Origin of the sequence: Flavobacterium reichenbachii (assembly GCF_002217435.1) — a bacterium.
GTDB classification, from domain to species: Bacteria; Bacteroidota; Bacteroidia; order Flavobacteriales; family Flavobacteriaceae; genus Flavobacterium; species Flavobacterium reichenbachii.
The window spans coordinates 1-17,908 of the sequence record NZ_MUHF01000039.1 but is presented as its reverse complement, the minus strand read 5'-3'; the positions used below and the strand labels follow the sequence as shown (position 1 = coordinate 17,908).

General features: G+C 32.2%; 17 protein-coding genes. 8 read left to right on the top strand and 9 right to left on the bottom strand.

The window, feature by feature from the left end:
- Nucleotides 1–18 precede the first annotated feature (18 nt).
- The 3 genes from ilvN (at nucleotide 19) to acs (ending at nucleotide 4,468) form a co-directional block, all read left to right on the top strand.
- Nucleotides 19–540 carry an acetolactate synthase small subunit gene (gene ilvN / locus B0A68_RS23690; RefSeq protein WP_035681038.1) on the top strand — a complete coding sequence of 174 codons (522 nt, stop codon included), beginning with the start codon at nucleotides 19–21 and terminating at the stop codon, nucleotides 538–540.
- A gap of 61 nt (nucleotides 541–601) precedes the next feature.
- Complete coding sequence (ilvC, locus tag B0A68_RS23685; protein ID WP_035681041.1) at nucleotides 602–2,071, top strand: ketol-acid reductoisomerase; 1,470 nt, start codon at nucleotides 602–604, stop codon at nucleotides 2,069–2,071.
- 489 nt (nucleotides 2,072–2,560) lie between these two features.
- A complete protein-coding gene (gene acs / locus B0A68_RS23680; RefSeq protein ID WP_035681044.1) occupies nucleotides 2,561–4,468 on the top strand; it encodes an acetate--CoA ligase in 1,908 nt (635 codons plus the stop codon).
- A 71-nt stretch (nucleotides 4,469–4,539) separates the two neighbouring features.
- Here acs and B0A68_RS23675 read toward each other — a convergent pair whose 3' ends face one another.
- The 4 genes from B0A68_RS23675 to B0A68_RS23660 all read right to left on the bottom strand — a co-directional run bounded on the left by B0A68_RS23675 (nucleotide 4,540) and on the right by B0A68_RS23660 (nucleotide 8,286).
- Nucleotides 4,540–5,136 carry a 3'-5' exonuclease gene (locus tag B0A68_RS23675; RefSeq protein WP_035681046.1) on the bottom strand — a complete coding sequence of 199 codons (597 nt, stop codon included), beginning with the start codon at nucleotides 5,134–5,136 and terminating at the stop codon, nucleotides 4,540–4,542.
- A 3-nt stretch (nucleotides 5,137–5,139) separates the two neighbouring features.
- Nucleotides 5,140–7,053 (bottom strand): DUF294 nucleotidyltransferase-like domain-containing protein, encoded by a 1,914-nt coding sequence (locus tag B0A68_RS23670; RefSeq protein ID WP_035687713.1) that lies wholly within the window; start codon nucleotides 7,051–7,053, stop codon nucleotides 5,140–5,142.
- 340 nt (nucleotides 7,054–7,393) lie between these two features.
- Complete coding sequence (locus B0A68_RS23665) at nucleotides 7,394–7,780, bottom strand: hypothetical protein (protein ID WP_035681048.1); 387 nt, start codon at nucleotides 7,778–7,780, stop codon at nucleotides 7,394–7,396.
- Between the two features lie 86 nt (nucleotides 7,781–7,866).
- Nucleotides 7,867–8,286, bottom strand: a complete 420-nt coding sequence (locus tag B0A68_RS23660; protein WP_035681051.1) for a hypothetical protein — start codon at nucleotides 8,284–8,286, stop codon at nucleotides 7,867–7,869.
- Between the two features lie 112 nt (nucleotides 8,287–8,398).
- Between B0A68_RS23660 and B0A68_RS23655 the strand changes: the two genes are divergently transcribed.
- Nucleotides 8,399–9,628 (top strand): multidrug effflux MFS transporter, encoded by a 1,230-nt coding sequence (locus B0A68_RS23655; RefSeq protein WP_035681054.1) that lies wholly within the window; start codon nucleotides 8,399–8,401, stop codon nucleotides 9,626–9,628.
- A gap of 106 nt (nucleotides 9,629–9,734) precedes the next feature.
- On the opposite strand, the gene B0A68_RS23650 is transcribed toward B0A68_RS23655, so the two are convergent.
- The 4 genes from B0A68_RS23650 to B0A68_RS23635 all read right to left on the bottom strand — a co-directional run bounded on the left by B0A68_RS23650 (nucleotide 9,735) and on the right by B0A68_RS23635 (nucleotide 14,700).
- Entirely contained in the window at nucleotides 9,735–10,994 is a 1,260-nt protein-coding gene (locus B0A68_RS23650; protein WP_035681057.1) for an NAD(P)/FAD-dependent oxidoreductase, read from the bottom strand.
- Nucleotides 10,995–11,079: 85 nt separating this feature from the next.
- A complete protein-coding gene (locus B0A68_RS23645; RefSeq protein WP_035681059.1) occupies nucleotides 11,080–12,414 on the bottom strand; it encodes a DEAD/DEAH box helicase in 1,335 nt (444 codons plus the stop codon).
- 105 nt (nucleotides 12,415–12,519) lie between these two features.
- Nucleotides 12,520–14,058, bottom strand: coding sequence for a DEAD/DEAH box helicase (locus B0A68_RS23640; protein WP_035681062.1), 1,539 nt, complete (start codon nucleotides 14,056–14,058; stop codon nucleotides 12,520–12,522).
- A gap of 108 nt (nucleotides 14,059–14,166) precedes the next feature.
- The gene (locus B0A68_RS23635; protein WP_035681064.1) at nucleotides 14,167–14,700 is read right to left on the bottom strand and encodes a DUF6155 family protein; all 534 of its coding nucleotides are present in this window, start codon (nucleotides 14,698–14,700) and stop codon (nucleotides 14,167–14,169) included.
- Between the two features lie 187 nt (nucleotides 14,701–14,887).
- On the opposite strand from B0A68_RS23635, the gene B0A68_RS23630 reads away from it, so the two are divergent.
- Both B0A68_RS23630 and B0A68_RS23625 read left to right on the top strand, forming a co-directional pair.
- A complete protein-coding gene (locus B0A68_RS23630; protein WP_035681066.1) occupies nucleotides 14,888–15,175 on the top strand; it encodes a DUF3817 domain-containing protein in 288 nt (95 codons plus the stop codon).
- Nucleotides 15,168–16,424, top strand: a complete 1,257-nt coding sequence (locus B0A68_RS23625) for a mechanosensitive ion channel family protein (protein WP_035681069.1) — start codon at nucleotides 15,168–15,170, stop codon at nucleotides 16,422–16,424. Before B0A68_RS23630 ends, B0A68_RS23625 begins: the two co-directional genes overlap by 8 nt.
- A gap of 118 nt (nucleotides 16,425–16,542) precedes the next feature.
- On the opposite strand, the gene B0A68_RS23620 is transcribed toward B0A68_RS23625, so the two are convergent.
- On the bottom strand, nucleotides 16,543–16,974 hold the full coding sequence (locus tag B0A68_RS23620; RefSeq protein ID WP_035687716.1) for a hypothetical protein: 432 nt from the start codon (nucleotides 16,972–16,974) through the stop codon (nucleotides 16,543–16,545).
- A gap of 133 nt (nucleotides 16,975–17,107) precedes the next feature.
- Between B0A68_RS23620 and B0A68_RS23615 the strand changes: the two genes are divergently transcribed.
- Together B0A68_RS23615 and B0A68_RS24590 are read left to right on the top strand one after the other, a co-directional pair.
- On the top strand, nucleotides 17,108–17,515 hold the full coding sequence (locus tag B0A68_RS23615; protein WP_035681071.1) for a hypothetical protein: 408 nt from the start codon (nucleotides 17,108–17,110) through the stop codon (nucleotides 17,513–17,515).
- Nucleotides 17,516–17,706: 191 nt separating this feature from the next.
- Nucleotides 17,707–17,883: a hypothetical protein gene (locus B0A68_RS24590; RefSeq protein WP_165770645.1), complete on the top strand. Its 177-nt coding sequence runs from the start codon at nucleotides 17,707–17,709 to the stop codon at nucleotides 17,881–17,883.
- Nucleotides 17,884–17,908: the final 25 nt, after the last annotated feature.

Genomic DNA, 17,908 nt, shown 5'->3' with positions numbered 1-17,908 from the left:
AAATAAAACTAAAAAACAATGGAAGATAAAACATTTACCATATCGGTATATTCAGAAAATAACGTGGGTTTACTAAATAGAATATCTGGAATATTCTTAAAGCGCCACATTAATATATTAAGTCTAAACGTTTCAGAATCAGAAATAGAGAATGTTTCTAGGTTTATTATTGTAGTCAATACAACAGAAAAATGGGTTCAGAATATTGTTGGGCAGATAGAAAAACAAATTGAGGTAATAAAAGCATTTTATCATACAGATGAAGAAACAATTTATCTGGAAAATGCCTTATTCAAAATCGCATCAAGCTTATTGTTTGATGAAAAACAAATTCAGAATATTATCAAAGAGAGTCAGTCTACTATTGTAACTGTTTCTCGCGATTTCTTTGTGATTTCAAAATCAGGAAGACGTTCTGAAATCGAAGAATTATACGAAAAGTTTAAACCGTACGGAATAATGCAGTTTGTACGTTCGGGGAGAATTTCAGTTTCTAAGCAAAAAATGGAAATTTCAGCGTTGTTAGAAACATTCAAATAACAAAATTTAGTACCTATTAATCAAAAATAAAATTACACAACATTAAATATTATTAAACAAAATGGCAAATTATTTCAATACATTACCACTTAGATTACAATTAGAACAATTAGGAGTTTGCGAATTCATGGATCAATCTCAATTTGCAGATGGAATCGCAGCATTGGCAGGGAAAAAAGTTGTAATTGTGGGCTGTGGAGCACAAGGTTTAAATCAAGGTTTAAACATGAGAGATTCTGGCTTAGATATTTCGTATGCGCTTCGTGCAGATGCAATTGCAGAAAAAAGAGCTTCTTTTAAAAATGCTTCAGAAAATGGATTTACTGTAGGTACTTACGAAGAATTAATTCCAACTGCAGATTTAGTTTGTAATCTTACACCAGACAAACAGCACACAGCTGTGGTAAATGCAATTATGCCATTAATGAAAAAAGATTCTACATTGGCTTATTCTCACGGTTTTAATATTGTTGAAGAAGGAATGCAGATTCGTAAAGATATTACTGTAATTATGTGTGCTCCAAAATGTCCTGGATCTGAGGTAAGAGAAGAGTATAAAAGAGGTTTTGGTGTACCAACGCTTATTGCTGTTCACCCGGAAAATGATGCAAACGGATTTGGTTTGGATCAGGCAAAAGCATACGCTGTTGCAACAGGAGGACACAGAGCAGGAGTTTTAAAATCATCTTTTGTAGCTGAAGTAAAATCAGATTTAATGGGTGAGCAGACAATTCTTTGCGGTTTATTGCAAACAGGATCTATTTTATGTTTTGATAAAATGGTCGAAAAAGGAATTGATGCGGCATATGCTTCAAAATTAATTCAATACGGATGGGAAACAATCACTGAAGCTTTGAAACACGGTGGTATTACAAACATGATGGATCGTCTTTCTAATCCTGCAAAAATCGAAGCTTATGAAATTGCAGAAGAATTAAAAGACATTATGCGTCCGTTATTCCAAAAACACCAAGATGATATTATTTCTGGAGAATTCTCAAGAACAATGATGATTGACTGGGCTAATAATGATGCTAATTTGTTGAAATGGAGAGCAGCTACAGGAGAAACTAACTTCGAAAAAACTGCACCACAAGAAGCTGCAATTCCAGAACAAGAATATTTTGACAATGGAGTTTTGATGATTGCAATGGTAAAAGCGGGTGTTGAATTGGCTTTTGAAACAATGACAGAAGCTGGAATTATCGAAGAATCAGCTTATTACGAATCCTTGCACGAATTACCATTAATCGCTAATACAATTGCAAGAAAGAAATTATTCGAAATGAACCGTGTGATTTCTGATACTGCAGAATACGGTTGTTATTTATTTGACCACGCTTGTAAACCATTGTTGGAAGAATATATGAAAACTGTAGAAACTAACATAATTGGAAAACCATTTTCAACTTCAAACGGAGTAGACAATGCGGTTTTAATTGCAGTAAACAAAGAAATTCGTCAGCATCCTATTGAAGAAGTAGGGGCATGGCTTCGTGAGTCTATGACTGCAATGAAAAAAATTGGATAATAAATTGGGAGTTACCACACATTCGAATGTGATGGGATCTGCACTGTACCACAGTTTCGTATAATATTTTGAATTAGTAAGCACTTATTAACAAACAATGGATATAGATGCAAATTGCATTCACTTAACTTGACATAATAAGTTAAGTGAAGCTAATCCCTTTAGGGGGCGTATTTAGAGATAAATAAGCTTGTTGAAATTTCTGTTATTAATTAATAAAGATGCTGCTATTTTCAAAATAGGATACAGTTTGTATACAGCCTGACCAAATTAATTGTTATTGAAATTTGTTAATTAAAAAGGCATAGTATTTAGGTATTATGCCTTTTTTAAATTTACATTTTAGATTAAAAAAGCTTTTTTTTAAATTAAATTCATAAAAATATTAATATTTTTTTGTTATATGTTTTTTTTAGTTAAAATTTATCGATTAAATAATTTTAAGAATACGTCGAGATTTAATACATTTATAAAAAAATTCCATGAACTATGAGCTATTATAAAATTGAAAATTTAGAGCAATATTTTAAACACTACAATAAATCAATTAGGGAACCAAGAAAGTTTTGGGGAAAGATAGCTGAAGAGAATTTTACGTGGTATCAGCAATGGGATAAGGTTGTTGATTTTAATATGGCTGACGCCGAAGTAAAATGGTTTACAGAAGCAAAAGTTAATATTACCAAAAATTGTATTGACAGGCATTTAAGTAAAAGAGGCGAGAAAACGGCTATAATTTTTGAGCCGAATGATCCTTCAGAAGATGCTTTACATATTAGTTACAACGAATTATACGAGAGAGTTTCTAAAATGGCGAATGTTCTGCGTGAGCAGGGAATTCGTAAAGGAGATCGTGTTTGTATTTATTTGCCAATGATTCCGGAACTGGCTGTTTCTGTACTTGCCTGTGCTAGAATAGGAGCAATTCACTCTGTAATTTTTGCAGGATTTTCTGACTCTGCTGTTTCTGCAAGAATCAATGACTGTGAATGTAAAATGGTTATTACTTCAGACGGTGGTTATAGAGGAAATAAAACAATTGACTTAAAAGCAATTGTTGATGAAGCATTAAATACTTGCCCGTCTGTTTCTAAAGTTTTAGTTGTAAAAAGAACCAAAACAGAAGTATCAATGAAGGAAGGTCGTGATATTTGGTTACAGCCATTGTTAGACGCAGCTTTAGACAATAGTGTTGCCGAAATTATGGATGCTGAAGACCCTTTATTTATTTTATATACTTCAGGATCAACAGGAAAACCAAAAGGTATGGTACATACAACAGCTGGATACATGGTTTATACAGCTTATACCTTTAAAAATGTTTTCAGCCACGAAGAAAATGATATTTTCTGGTGTACCGCAGATATCGGATGGATCACGGGCCACTCTTATATATTATACGGACCATTATTGAATGGAGGAACAACCGTGATTTTTGAAGGAGTTCCATCTTATCCGGATTTCAGCCGCTTTTGGGATATTATCGAAAAACATAAAATCACACAATTTTATACAGCGCCAACTGCAATTCGTTCATTAGCAAAAGAAAGCTTAGATTATATTCAAAAATATCCTCTAAAATCTCTTAAAGTTATTGGTTCTGTTGGAGAACCAATTAATGAAGAAGCATGGCACTGGTTTAACGACCACGTAGGAGATAAGAGATGTCCGGTTGTAGATACTTGGTGGCAGACAGAAACTGGTGGAATCATGATTTCGCCGATTGCTTTTGTAACACCAACAAAACCAACTTATGCTACATTGCCATTACCGGGAATTCAGCCTGTATTGATGGATGAAAAACGTAACGAAATTGAAGGTAATCAAGTTGTGGGAAGTTTATGTATTAAATTTCCATGGCCTGGAATTGCCAGAACAATTTGGGGTAACCATGAACGATATAAAGAAACTTATTTCTCTGCCTTTCCTGGAAAATATTTTACAGGAGACGGTGCGTTAAGAGACGAAGTTGGATATTACAGAATCACAGGTAGAGTAGATGATGTTGTAATTGTTTCTGGTCATAATTTAGGAACTGCTCCAATTGAAGATGCTATTAATGAACATCAGGCTGTTGCAGAATCTGCAATTGTTGGTTTCCCTCACGAAATTAAAGGAAATGCTTTATACGGTTTTGTTATTCTTAAAGAAACTGGAGAAGTTAGAAATAAAGAAAATTTGACAAAAGAGATTAATCAGTATATTTCTGATCATATTGGACCAATTGCCAAATTAGATAAAATTCAGTTTGTTTCTGGGCTGCCAAAAACTCGCTCAGGAAAAATTATGCGTAGAATTTTGCGTAAAATTGCTGAAGGAGATTTGTCTAACTTTGGAGATACAACAACCTTGTTGAATCCTGAAGTTGTAGACGAAATCATCAAAGAAAGAGTTTAATAAAATAATATAAAAAAAATGCCTCTCCTCTTAAATTTTAAGAGGCATTTTTTTTATATTGTAATTAAAAATTATCTAATTCCCAAACGAGATTTTAATTTTAAAAATACAAGCGCAATTTTATACGCATCTTCAGCAGAAGAATTTCTATCGCTTTTTGGAATTTTATATATTTCGGATAAATCATCCATAGAAAACTGCTTGTCATTAATATCAGTTAATTTTCTGTACATCACATCGACATCTAGTGCCTCGTTTTTTATTCTGCCACAGTCCAGACGTTCAAGTGCGGCGTTGAGCATTTCGATATCAAAATTTATATGATGCCCAACAAGAACTGCATTTCCAATAAAATTAATCAGAGCCTCCAAAGCTTCCGGCTCCTGCATTTTGATCATTTTACTTTCAATAATAAATTCATTAGAAAGACCATTGTCTTGTAGAAATTTGTATTGCAGTAAAACAGTTTCAAAACTCTCCTTAATTACAATACTATCATCAATAACCGAGAAAGCCCCCAAAGATAAAATGACATCTTTATCCGGGTTTAAACCAGACGTTTCTGTTGATAAAACAACATACTTTGTAGGTTTGCTTTCGAATTTAGTTAAGTATTCCTTCCAGAAATCAGGATACTCTTTATTGATCTTTTTCAGCCAGTCTAGCATAATTTATGAGAATTGTGTAAGTTGAAATTTACTCTTAATTAATTCCTCAAGGTCTTTCATTGGATTCAATGCGTTTTTTAACTTCTCTTTGTCTGTTTTAGACATTTCCCTTAAATTTATATATTGTCCGGAATCGTCATTTTTTAATCCTTCAACAGTTCTGAATTTTGAGAGCGTTAAAAAAGCTTCTGCACAGCTTAAATATATTTCGGCGTTCTTAGAATCTGTAATTGCCAATTGTTTAAATCTTAAATACGTATTTTTAATACCTTTAATATTTGCATTCAAAATTAACAAACGAGCAGAATCAATCAAAGGCATTAAAGCACGGGTTTTAATGTCAAATTTTGTTTTATGCGGACCTTCTTCTTCAACAATAAATTTTTTGAAAAAACTTAAAGGAGAATTTCTCTTCAAAGCATCATTTCCTAAAAAGTCAAAGAAAAGCGTATTATTAACTGCATTTTTAAAAATAACATTTTCAATCACTTCTTCAATTTTTGGCTCTCCAAAAACAATTTCATAATCGAAGAATATACTGCTTAAGTCGTTACTGTTTTCACCTGGAGTATTCATCCAGCTGTTGTATTGTTTAGTCCAGTCTGTCAATGACTTACACCAAAGCATATTGCTTCCCATATGGCCATTTGGACAATATTCGTAACCCACTTTTTCTAATATTGCAGTAGTTCTTTTTCCTAATCTCAGGAAGTAATCTTTTACTTCTCTGTATTTTTCAGGAGTAACATCTTCAAAAATCAAAATACTATCCTGATCTGTGAGTAATAATTGTTCCTTACGCCCTTGACTTCCAATGCTTAACCATGCAAAACGAGCAGGAGGGGAGCCTAAATCTAAAATAGATAATTCTACCGCACGCTTAATTATAGCTAAATTTATTTCGCTGGCAATATTACTGATATGTGAAATCGGAATATTCTTCTGAATTGAATTTTGAATCAAATCAGAAAGACGATCACGTATTTGTTTTAAATCTTTAGGAAGCTGCGAACGCTTAATTTCTTTAATTAATACACCAGGGTTACTTGCTTGAGCAACAATTAAATCATGTTCAGAAATAATTCCTTTTACAGAAGATTTGCTCGTACCGTCTTTAGTAACACATAAGTGAGAAACGTTGTGCTTAAGCATTAATAACTGAGCTTCTGCCAGCGATACATTTTCTATAACTGTAACAACCGGCGAAGACATAATCTTATCGATCGTTTCTGTAATAGGATAACGGCCTGTAGCAATTTTTGACGATAAATCGGCATCAGTTACAATACCAATAGGATGATTCTTTTCGCAGACTACGATATTATCTACCATAGCTTCGGTCATTAAAATAGCAACATCTTTTACAATATGGTGTCCCTCAGTAGTTAACGGAGAATTATTGTAAACAAGAGATTGCACATACTGCATTTCTGACTGCTGGTCTATATAAGCGGACTCTGGAATTAATTTTCCGTTTGAATTGGCATTATCCTTAGTATGTCTTGAATTTATAGAAAAACTTTCTAGCAAAAAGTTTAAAACATCAGAATTATTAGCCACAAAAGGTCTAAAAACAGCAATCGGAATAGCATAAATGATACTTTCCTCACGTGCTTTTGCGGTCATCATGTAATTGTTTTTAGCAAAAAACGGGCGCAGACCAAAAATATCTCCTTCGTGACATTTATTAATTATCGTTTCTTCGGCATCAGCAATTGTTGTTAAATTGATTACACCAGAAGCTACAACATAAAAGCTGTCATGAAGCACATCATTGTTTTGAAACAATATTGCGTGTTTTTCTAAATTATGTACACGAATATTCGTAGCGATATCTGACAGTTCTTGAAAAGTCAAATTATTAAAGGGCGGATATTCTTTTAAAAAATCTGCAATATGCTCAGCAATTGTATTCATTTGTTTGATATTTTTTTTTAAAGTATCGAATGTAAAAATAATAAAATAAACGCTCACAATAAAGCATCTTAGTGAGAATCTAGATATTTTAAAGAAACGCCTAAATTTGATGTTTATGACGTTTTAAAAACTAAAATTTACTTAAAATTTTAAATATTTCTAGATTGTAGTTTTTATATTTTAATACAAGTAATTGGAAAAGAGTAGTTTATTTGATTTTAAGCACGCTCAAAAGACTTTTATATAAGTAAGTTATAAAGTGCAGTCAAGCGGTTTTTAAAATATTCTATTTTACATAATATAAATTATAGTTCAAAATGGAATAGCGCAAATAAGACGCTTATTCATTTATTTTGGTTAAAACTACTTCTTTAGGCACAATATCGTCACCGCCGCGTTTTGTAAACAAAAGTTTTCCATCCTGCTCAAACAATACACCGCCGGCAGAAATTCCATTTTTTCCTTTTAACGTAATCTGAGCTCGTTCGCCCATAGTATATACATATCCGGAAACTTCTAAGACTCCCGAATTAAGTTCAGTTTTAGTTGTGCTTGTGATTTCTACAGTTCCGTAGATCTTATAATTTGACTGCGCAATATTCAACGTAAAAATATAGTCTTTACTGCAATTTTTACAATTTTCATTACTCCAGGTTCCTGTAAATCTATTAGTTTGTGCATATGTCTGAAATGAAATAAAAAGCAGCAATACGATGATCTTCTTCATTAAAATTGAATTTTAAAATTTTTATCCAAATATAAACTAAAAAAGCATCACGATTGTGATGCTTCATATTTCCTTTAAATGAAAATTTATTTTAATTTTTTCAAATAAACGGATTTTCCGTTAAGTGAAACTTCAATTTGATTATTCTTTTCGTTGAAGGTTGTTCTTAGAACATTTCCTTTAAAAAGAGAAACATCACCGTAAACTTTTCCAGTCTCTTCAGAGATATATTCAAATAATAATTTTTTGTTATCTGGCTCAATTCCAATTTTATAACTTGAGAATTTGGTATTTTTAATATCAAATTCCTGCTGCGAATCTATGATCTTTCCGTCAGCATAAAAATTAGTAATCGTTTTGTTGAGCGTAATGTCTGGGTAATACTCATTTACTTTTTTAAGAAGATCGTATTGTACGGCATTTACATCTTCTAATTTTGAAGTTATAGTTTGTGCAAAGGAAGCTGAAGTAAAAATAATTGTTAATAGTAATAAATACTTTTTCATAATGTTGAATTTAGATTAATAATGTAAAGTTTTTTTAAAAAACTCATTTAATTATACTACAAGGTACGAAATCTTTACCTTTGCAAAAAATTAAAAGCCACATTTTAAGAAAATGACAACAAAAAAATATATCCAACTTATCCTCATTTTAGGTTCTTTAACAGCACTTGGTCCTTTTTCTATCGATATGTATCTTCCTGGTTTTTCTGGTATTGCTCGAGATTTAAATACTACTGTGGCAAAAGTCTCTATGAGCTTGTCTAGTTATTTTATCGGAATTTCTGCGGGACAATTGCTTTATGGACCATTATTAGATCGTTTTGGCCGTAAAAAACCATTATTTATTGGATTACTGATTTATATTTTAGCTTCTCTGGGATGTGTTTATGTTCCAGATATTGATGGATTTATATTTTTACGTTTTATACAGGCAATCGGAAGCTGTGCAGCAACTGTAGCTTCAGTTGCGATGGTTCGTGATTTGTTTCCTGTAAAAGATATTCCTAAAGTTTTTTCTCTCCTAATGCTCGTTGTTGGTCTTTCACCAATGCTGGCGCCAACAATTGGAGGTTATGTTACAGAAGATTTTGGCTGGCATCTTGTATTTTTAATCCTCATGTGCATGGGAATTTTTGTTTTGGTAATTTCAATGGTTGGACTTCCAAATAATTATAAACCAGATACTTCGATTTCGCTAAAGCCTAAGCCTATTATTACCAATTTTTTAAGTGTCCTTAGAGAACCACAGTTTTACACTTATGCTTTTACAGGAGCAATCGCTTTTTCGGGTTTATTTTCTTATGTAGCAGCTTCTCCTATAATTTTTATGGATGTGTATAAAGTTGATGCTAAAACGTACGGGTGGATTTTTGCTTTTATGTCCGTGAGTTTCATTGGTTCAAGCCAGCTGAATTCCTTATTATTAAAAAGATTTTCAAGCGAACAAATGATTTTTGGAGCTCTGATTTCACAATCTGTAATTAGTATTATCTTCTTATTTTTGGCCCTAAACAATTTTTTAGGATTGTATGAAACTGTAATAATGTTATTTTTATTTTTAGCTTGTTTAGGAATTTCAAACCCAAATACAGCTGGTCTTACATTGGCGCCATTTGCAAAAAATACAGGAAGTGCTTCTGCTTTGATGGGTGCAATTCAGCTTGGTTTAGGAGCTTTGGCTTCTTTTGCTATTGGTATTTTTGTAAAAGATTCTGTTGCACCAATGGTAGCCATTATGTCTATAACTACAATTACTGCATTTATAATTTTAAATATCGGCAAACGTTTTATTAAAAATAAAATAGAACTTGGAGCAGATGACAATATTATAGTTGGACATTAAAAAGATAAAAATTCAAATTTTTTATATTCCAAATTCCCAACAAAAAAGCCAGAATATTTATTCTGGCTTTTATATTTTCTACATATTCCATTGGAATTGAGTTTTTCTAAGATCTTTTATCTGGTCTGATAATCATTCTAAGAGATTGATCTCTTGCAAAATAAGCAACCATCCAGTTATAAAAAGTATTTAATCTGTTTCTATAAGTGATTAATGATATCAAGTGGATAAACAACCAGATAATCCAGGCAAAAAATCCTTTAAAATGCCATTTTGGACTCGGTAAATCTACTACTGCTTTATTTTTCCCGATAATTGCCATAGAACCTTTGTCATTATAAGCAAATGGTTTTAATGGTTTATTAGAAGCCATATTCATAAAGTTTTTGGCTAAATTGATTCCTTGCTGAATGGCAACCTGAGCCACTTGCGGATGTCCGTCAGGGAATTTTTTATCTCCCGCCAGAATTGCAGTATCACCAATTGCATAAATATTGTCTACAGCATTTACTTTACTAAAAGCATCTGTAGCCATACGTCTGCCTCGTCCGTAGCTTTCTTGCGGCATTCCTTCAAATATTTTTGCAGAAACTCCAGCAGCCCAGATTAAGTTTTTTGTTTTGATTGTCTCTCCGTTTTCAAAATGCACGGTATCATCAATATAATCGGTTACACGGGTATGCAATTTTACGACAACACCAAGTTTGGTTAATGCTTCTAGAGTATCTTGCTGCGATTCTTTACTCATTGGAGCAAGAAGAGCGTCTCCTCCATCTACCAGATAAACATTACTTACAGAAGTTTCGAGTTCAGGGTATTCTTTTAGCAGGATATTTTTACGCATTTCTGCAAACATTCCCGAAACCTCCACTCCTGTTGGTCCGCCCCCGGCTACTACAATTGTCAATAATTTACGACGTTTGCGCATATCTTTGGTAATAGCGGCTTTTTCCAGATTTTTGAGCAGCGTATTTCTCATTTCGATGGCATCATTTAAGGTTTTCATCGGAATGGCATTTTTCATGACATTTTCCATACCAAAATAACTTGTTTCTGCTCCAGTAGCAAAAACCAGATGATCATAGTCTAGCTCACCATTATTAAGGATGATTTTCTTTTCTGCAGGAACAACAGAAATTAATTCGCCTAAACGAAATTGCAGATTTTTTTTGCCCGCAAAAAATTTTCTAAAAGGATAACTGATACTTGACGGTTCTAAAAAAGCCGTTGCAACCTGATATATAAGTGGTGGAAAAAAATTATAATTATTCTTGTCTACAAGGGTAACTTGTATTTGAGGATGGTTAACAAGCTCTTTAGCAAGATTTATACCTGCAAAACCACCTCCAATAATGACTATCTTCATATATGTTGTTTTACGAATAAGATTATTTGTTTTAAAATCACCTTAAAAGTACAACATAATTTAACAGTTACAAAGTCTGTTTAAATTACTTTTTGAATTTTTTAACAGGTTTTTCAACTATATCGTTTTTGTTTTGAAGAACATAATTAGCCAATAATTTTTCTATTAATTCTTCTTTTGTTAAATGATGAAAAACTGTTTTTACCTTTGTTTTTAAATCAGCAGAAATGTCGTGATTCGGCTTTGTTTTGAAGATTTGTTTTGCCCATAAAAGGGTATTATTTTCCTCTAAGCTAACAGCAGAAGGTTTTTTAAATTCTGTAAATTTAATATCCAGCTCTCTTTCAAATTCAGCAATTTCAGCAACTTCTTCTTGTTGTAAAACTGTTAGAGAAAGCCCCTTTGCTCCTGCCCTTGCCGTTCTTCCGCTTCGGTGTACATAATTTTCGTAAGTATCCGGCAAATGATAATTGACAACATAAGAAAGTGCAGCAACATCTATTCCTCTGGCGGCCAAATCTGTAGCGACCAAAATATTAATGTGACCTTCACGAAACTGTTCCATAATTCTATCGCGAATTCCCTGAGATAAACTTCCATGAAGTGCTCCAGAAGAAAAACGATTTATTGCCAGATTTTTGGCCAATTTGTTAACAGCAGCTTTCGTTTTACAAAAAATAATACCACGTTCTCCTTCTCTTGAATTTAAGAAATGCATTAAAATATCCAGTTTTTCAATAGGATCAACAACGATATATTCGTGATCTATTCCTTGATTGCCAATAGTTTCCATATTGGCACTAATTTGAACTACATTTTTGTTTAAGTAATTCTGAATCAGTTGTTTTATTGTTCCTGGTAAAGTTGCAGAAAATAATAAAGTACGATGATTTTTAGGAAGCTCAGCAATAATCTCATCTAAACTTTCTTTAAGAATCGAAACCATCTCGTCTGCTTCGTCTAAAACTAAATATTTCGTTTGTTTAAGATCTATTGCTTTACGCTGAATCAAATCTATTAAACGTCCCGGCGTTGCGACTACAATATGTGTTGGTTCTGTAAGGCGCTCAATTTGAGGCTTTATTGGAATTCCACCGCAAGTTGCAGCGATTGAGATGTTCGGAATATGCTTAGAAAAATCTTCTAAGTTTCTAAAAATCTGATGTCCAAGTTCTCTTGTAGGTACTAAAATAATTGCCTGAACGATTGGCGATTCAACATCAATTAACTGTAGTAATGGAAGTCCAAAAGCAGCCGTTTTTCCAGTTCCTGTTTTTGCTAAACCAACCAAATCATGATTTTCAGATAATAAAAGCGGAATTGTTTTTTGTTGAATTTCTGTAGGTTCAACAATATTTAATTCGCTTAAAGCTTTTAAAATTGGCGCTGAAAGTCCTAATGTTGAGAATTGTTTAGACATGTATTTTTTTTGTTTATTTTATTTGTTTTGTTTCAAGTTTCAGGTTTTCTGTGCTTTCCAGCAAGCTTGAAACCTGAAACCTGAAACTTTTTTTAACTCTTATTCTCAGTCCGGTTCGTTCATGATTTTTTCACGATACTTTTTCCCAATCAATAAAGTCATATTTTTTTTGTAATCATCAACCAGCCATTCGCGGTAGTTTTTACTGCACTGGCTCAAACATTTTGCATAACGTTTGATTCTGCATTCGATATCATCGTCTAGCTCTTTTCCAAGAGATTTTGCTTCCTGCAGGGTTTCAGTATTATCCACGCACATAGAAGCATGTTGTTCTAATGATTTGTCTAATACAATTTTAGAACGTAAGTTTTGCTTTATTGCTAATTTATGCTCTTCATCAACATCAAAAGTAACATCGGCTGTTTTGCTAAACTTAGCACGAAGTTCTGGCGGCATATTGTATTTAAAGAACATTTCGATTTCTGTATCATCACGAAGATTTTCCAGATAAAATTCAGGCGATTTAAAAATGTGCTGCCAGTTCACCGGCTCGCTCCATAAACCAAAACGCGCTGCATTATTTCCTAAATCGATAACCGTAAACTCATCTTTACCAGGAAGTTTTCGAGATCCACGACCAATCATCTGGTAATATAAGGTCAACGATTTTGTTGCTCTGTTTAAGATAATTGTCTCAACCGTAGGCTCATCAAAACCAGTAGTTAAAATTCCAACCGAAGTTAAAATAGCATCTGGAGTTTTCTTAAACCATTGCAATATATCTTTTCTTTCTTCAGAACTGCTGGTATTATCGAGATGTCTAATATCGTAACCTGCTTCTCTAAAAGTTTCATATACATATAATGAGGTATGAATACCGTTGTTAAAGATCAAAGTCTTTTTTCCTAAAGAACGTTCTGTATACGCGTGCAGCAGTTTTTCCTGCATTATGGTATTCGTATACAAATCATCTGAAGATTTTACGGTGTAATCACCGTTAATACCCACTTTTAGTGAAGTCAAACCAACATCATAACTATAAGTTGTTGCTTTTGCAAGGAAACCTTTGTCTATAAGCGATCCAATAGTATCACCAACAATAAGCTCATCGTAACTCTGGTGCATTGGCAGTTTTATATTAGAACTTAAAGGCGTAGCTGTTACTCCTAATATAAAAGCATTTTTGAATGAGTTTAATAATTTTCTAAACGAATTGTAATGCGCCTCATCAATAATAACCAAACCTATATTGTCAAGATGAAGTTTTTCATCATTAATACGGTTTTTCAAAGTCTCAACCATTGCCACAAAACACGAATATTCATTCTGATCGGGCAATTCTTTAACCTTGCTGTTAATGATTTTGTTTGTCACTCCAAAACCTTTCAACATTTTTGAGGTTTGTTTACAAAGTTCTATACGGTGTGTTAAAACAACCACTTTTTTATCATTATTTGATAAATAGCGGCGAACGATTTCAGAAAAAATTACTGTTTTTCCACCACCTGTCGGCAGCTGATACAATAAATGATGTTTTTGAGAAGCATTATCCAGACGCTCAAAAATAGCGTCAATATCGCCTTTTTGGTATGCATAAAGTTCTTTCTTCTCTTCTCTTTCTATTTCTAAAGTGTTTTGAGACATTGTTTATTTTTGGATTTTTGCAAAAATACACCGAAAAAACAGTTATTCATCTTATTTTAACCTAAAATAAATGTTTTTTTTAAATAAGATTTTTTATAGGAAGTATCTTTAAAAGTCTATTTTGTCTGAAATTGCCTCAAATTCGTATTTGTTTTTCCATTTTTGCTGCATAGTTTGCTGTTGTATGTCTAAAATTCTTGATTTAAATTCAGGCAGAATTCCATTAGAAATAATAAAATTTACCGCTTGTTCAAAAGAATTAAGTATGCTTTTGTAGAATAATTCCTGCTTTATAAAATTATTCGAAGAGAATGTTTGGGCAATTTCAATATTGTAAAGCATTAAATCTGCGATGATAAACGAATCAACGCCAAGCATAATAAAATGTTTTATGATTTTTTGAGCAACAGAACGACGCATTTTGGCTTTTGGGCGCCACTTTGCGTTAGGCTTTTTTATGGGAAAATATTCGTGAGAAATTTTCACCTTAGATTCCTGCAGCAACTTATCTTCTTTTGGATTAAAGACAAAATCATAATATACCTTTACAGGAGCAAATTTCTCATAAAGTTCTACAATTTGTTCTTCCAGCTGTTCTTTAGTCAGTTGGCCTATATATTTTTTTAAATCTCTTTTACTCATTATCAAGTTTATTACAAAAGTAAATTACAATAAGTTGAATTAAATTCCAAATCCCAATTCCAATTATAATTTTCTTTGTATTGGTATACGACTGCGACCGAAAACAAACCTCTAAATTTCAATTTTTATAATAGAAAAATCAAACCATAATACTTAATTTTACCCCATAAACTCAAAAAATATATACATGCTCAAGATTTTCAAAGTTACAGCAATTCTAGAAGGAATCTCGTATTTAGTTTTGTTTGCAAATATGCTGATTATTAAGTCCAATAATCCAGAACTTTATCATACCCTGTTACGTCCGCTCGGAATGGCACATGGTGTTTTATTTATCGGATATATTATTTTGGCATTTTTACTCAAAAAATCTCAAAATTGGGATCTTAAAACGTTCGGAATTATTTTAATTGCTTCTCTTATTCCGTTTGGAACTTTTTATGTGGAGAAAAAATATCTAGATCATAATGCATAAGCTTTTGGATAAAATATTTAATTTTTTATATCCGATTTTTAGAGATTGGGGAATGAGCCGCAATTTTGCGTCTTATATAAGCCTGATCTTAAATATTGCTATTTTAATAGCATTGGCGTATGTCATTTATTATATTGCTAAGTTTCTTTTAGTTACGCTTACAGCTGTTTTTGCGCAGCGCACCAAAACAAAATTCGATGATTATTTAGTACAAAATAAAACCACGCGATATACAGCTTACTTAATTCCGTTTTTCTTTATATATAAAGCAGTTCCTGTTATTTTGGATAAATACGAATACTGGGAATTAATTTTTGGAAAAATAGTAGGAGTTTATATTGTATTATTAGGACTTTGGATTGTAAGAACAATTTTTAATTCACTTAGAGATTATCTAAAACAAAAGCCGGAATACAGCGATAAACCTATCGATAGTTTTGTTCAGGTTATTATGATTGTCCTTTGGATTTTTGGAGTTGCTCTTATAATTTCGACTTTATTCGGAATCAAAAAAGGCGAATTATTAACCATTCTAGGAACACTTTCTGCTATTATCATTTTGATCTTCAGAGATACAATTTTAGGATTTGTGTCTAGTGTTCAGGTGGCCATAAACGATATGGTTCGTATTGGCGATTGGATTACGATGGACAAATTTGGTGCAGACGGAGATGTAATCGAAATTAATTTAACGACTGTAAAAGTTCGAAATTTTGATAATACGATTACCACTATTCCTACTTATGCTTTGAGTTCAGATTCGTTTCAGAACTGGCGCGGTATGCAGAAATCAGACGGAAGACGTATTAAAAGACATATTTTAATAAAAAGCAGCAGTATAAGGTTTCTGAACAATGATGATCTGAATCATATGAAAAATGTGCAGCTCATAAGTTCTTATATTGATACCAGACAAGCAGAAATCGAAAAATATAACGAATCCCGCGGCATTGATAAAAGTTTAGCATTAAACGGACGTAATATGACCAATCTTGGATTGTTTAGAAAATACATCATGCAATACCTTTTAGATCATCCGGGACTGAATAAAAATATGCACATTATGTGCCGTCAGCTGCAATCTACTGCACATGGCGTGCCTTTAGAGATTTATGTTTTTTCTAGCGACAAACGCTGGGCAAATTACGAATATATCATGTCGGATATTTTCGATCACGTTATGGCTTCTGTAATTTATTTTGATCTCGAAATATTTGAGCTGCCGTCAACAATAGGACCTTTAAATTAGTTTCAGGTTTTCTTTGTTTCAGGTTTCACGTTTTCTTTGTTTCAGGTTTCAAGTTTTATTGAGTTTGCTTAATACACATTCCAATTAAACCTGAAACCTGAAACGTGAAACAAAAAAACTATTTCTGAATCTCTTCAAAAACAAACTTTGGCTCATTGTAATTTAAAGTCCCTTGAATAAAGCACGGAAGATTCATGTAAGTTCCTATTACACCGTTTCCTAAAATCAATTTGTCTTCTTTTTTAAGCAAAGCCAAAGGGATTCTTTTCCAGCTTCCGCCGTTAGAAATAAAATGAAAATCTCCTGTTAAAGTATTTTCTTTTATATCCCCTCTTACATCTCCCGAATCCTTACCTATTTTGTAATACGAGATTTCATAACGTCCATAAAATCTTTTTCCGCTTATTTTTAATGCCAAAACAGCTGTATCTTTATCATTAACAGCACGATATACAACATCGCGATAAGAATCCTGTTTTTCTTTTGAATTGCAGGAAAACAGTATAAAAACGAACATTAACAATGAAACAGCTTTGAAGAATTTTATCATGTGATATTTTTTAAAGAAATTAAACTTCATCGGATTTTACCTACGATCTATCTAGTAATCAAAATGTTTTTAATTATATAAACAAAAATAACCTTTTCGTACAAGATTTTTTTCTAAATTTAAAATAAAAACCATGACAGATAGAGACACATTTTTAAAAGAATTCAGAGGCGAGACTTTAGGAACTGTAAGTGCTCAATCTTCGCCAGACGAAATATTCCAAAATCAGACCATCAGGCCGATATTAAAGCTGCAAAATGATTTGTTTATTGCAGTATTTACGAATTATGTAAATAAAAACAAAGCCGATTTTTATTCGTATTCTGTCGAAAAGAAAATTCAAACCATTGAAAATTCAATTCAAAAAGATATTAAATTCAGAAATTCTTTAAAAGGAATTATTATGGCACTTTTTACTATTGAAGAATACGATACTTATATTCAGAACTCTTCAAGTTTAAACAAGCGCATGATGAATTTGTTGATTGAAAGATTGAAAAGTCAGGTGCAATTGTTTGAACTGCAATCAAATTCGAATTAATTTTTAAGATAAACTCTAATTATTGACATTGGCAAAATATTTTAATCAAACTAAAAAAAAACTGACTATCAGAACAAATTCTTTATAACTTTTAATGATAAAATTTACATCATTTAAATCAAAAAAAACTTTCATATTTTAGCAATTGAAATAGTAATCAGTCAGATTAAAATAAATTAAATAATATATAAATGTCAATTAAAACCTTTTGGGCAATCTTAATCAAAATTTTAGGATTGTTATTAATTTTGGGTGCTTTAACCGTAGTTCCGCAATGGCTTTATTCTATATATTCTGCCTATCAAACTGGAGATAATCAAAGTTTTATTATTTTAACTTCTATTCTGATAGTGGTGCTTTTTGTATAGCTGTAATTGTGATTGGAGGTTTAAT

Bases quoted from the DNA above. Each gene is read 5' to 3' on its own strand.
- ilvN (WP_035681038.1), top strand. From the start codon at position 19: ATGGAAGATAAAACATTTACCATATCGGTATATTCAGAAAATAACGTG.
- ilvC (WP_035681041.1), top strand. From the start codon at position 602: ATGGCAAATTATTTCAATACATTACCACTTAGATTACAATTAGAACAA.
- acs (WP_035681044.1), top strand. From the start codon at position 2,561: ATGAGCTATTATAAAATTGAAAATTTAGAGCAATATTTTAAACACTAC.
- B0A68_RS23675 (WP_035681046.1), bottom strand. From the start codon at position 5,136: ATGCTAGACTGGCTGAAAAAGATCAATAAAGAGTATCCTGATTTCTGG.
- B0A68_RS23670 (WP_035687713.1), bottom strand. From the start codon at position 7,053: ATGAATACAATTGCTGAGCATATTGCAGATTTTTTAAAAGAATATCCG.
- B0A68_RS23665 (WP_035681048.1), bottom strand. From the start codon at position 7,780: ATGAAGAAGATCATCGTATTGCTGCTTTTTATTTCATTTCAGACATAT.
- B0A68_RS23660 (WP_035681051.1), bottom strand. From the start codon at position 8,286: ATGAAAAAGTATTTATTACTATTAACAATTATTTTTACTTCAGCTTCC.
- B0A68_RS23655 (WP_035681054.1), top strand. From the start codon at position 8,399: ATGACAACAAAAAAATATATCCAACTTATCCTCATTTTAGGTTCTTTA.
- B0A68_RS23650 (WP_035681057.1), bottom strand. From the start codon at position 10,994: ATGAAGATAGTCATTATTGGAGGTGGTTTTGCAGGTATAAATCTTGCT.
- B0A68_RS23645 (WP_035681059.1), bottom strand. From the start codon at position 12,414: ATGTCTAAACAATTCTCAACATTAGGACTTTCAGCGCCAATTTTAAAA.
- B0A68_RS23640 (WP_035681062.1), bottom strand. From the start codon at position 14,058: ATGTCTCAAAACACTTTAGAAATAGAAAGAGAAGAGAAGAAAGAACTT.
- B0A68_RS23635 (WP_035681064.1), bottom strand. From the start codon at position 14,700: ATGAGTAAAAGAGATTTAAAAAAATATATAGGCCAACTGACTAAAGAA.
- B0A68_RS23630 (WP_035681066.1), top strand. From the start codon at position 14,888: ATGCTCAAGATTTTCAAAGTTACAGCAATTCTAGAAGGAATCTCGTAT.
- B0A68_RS23625 (WP_035681069.1), top strand. From the start codon at position 15,168: ATGCATAAGCTTTTGGATAAAATATTTAATTTTTTATATCCGATTTTT.
- B0A68_RS23620 (WP_035687716.1), bottom strand. From the start codon at position 16,974: ATGATAAAATTCTTCAAAGCTGTTTCATTGTTAATGTTCGTTTTTATA.
- B0A68_RS23615 (WP_035681071.1), top strand. From the start codon at position 17,108: ATGACAGATAGAGACACATTTTTAAAAGAATTCAGAGGCGAGACTTTA.
- B0A68_RS24590 (WP_165770645.1), top strand. From the start codon at position 17,707: ATGTCAATTAAAACCTTTTGGGCAATCTTAATCAAAATTTTAGGATTG.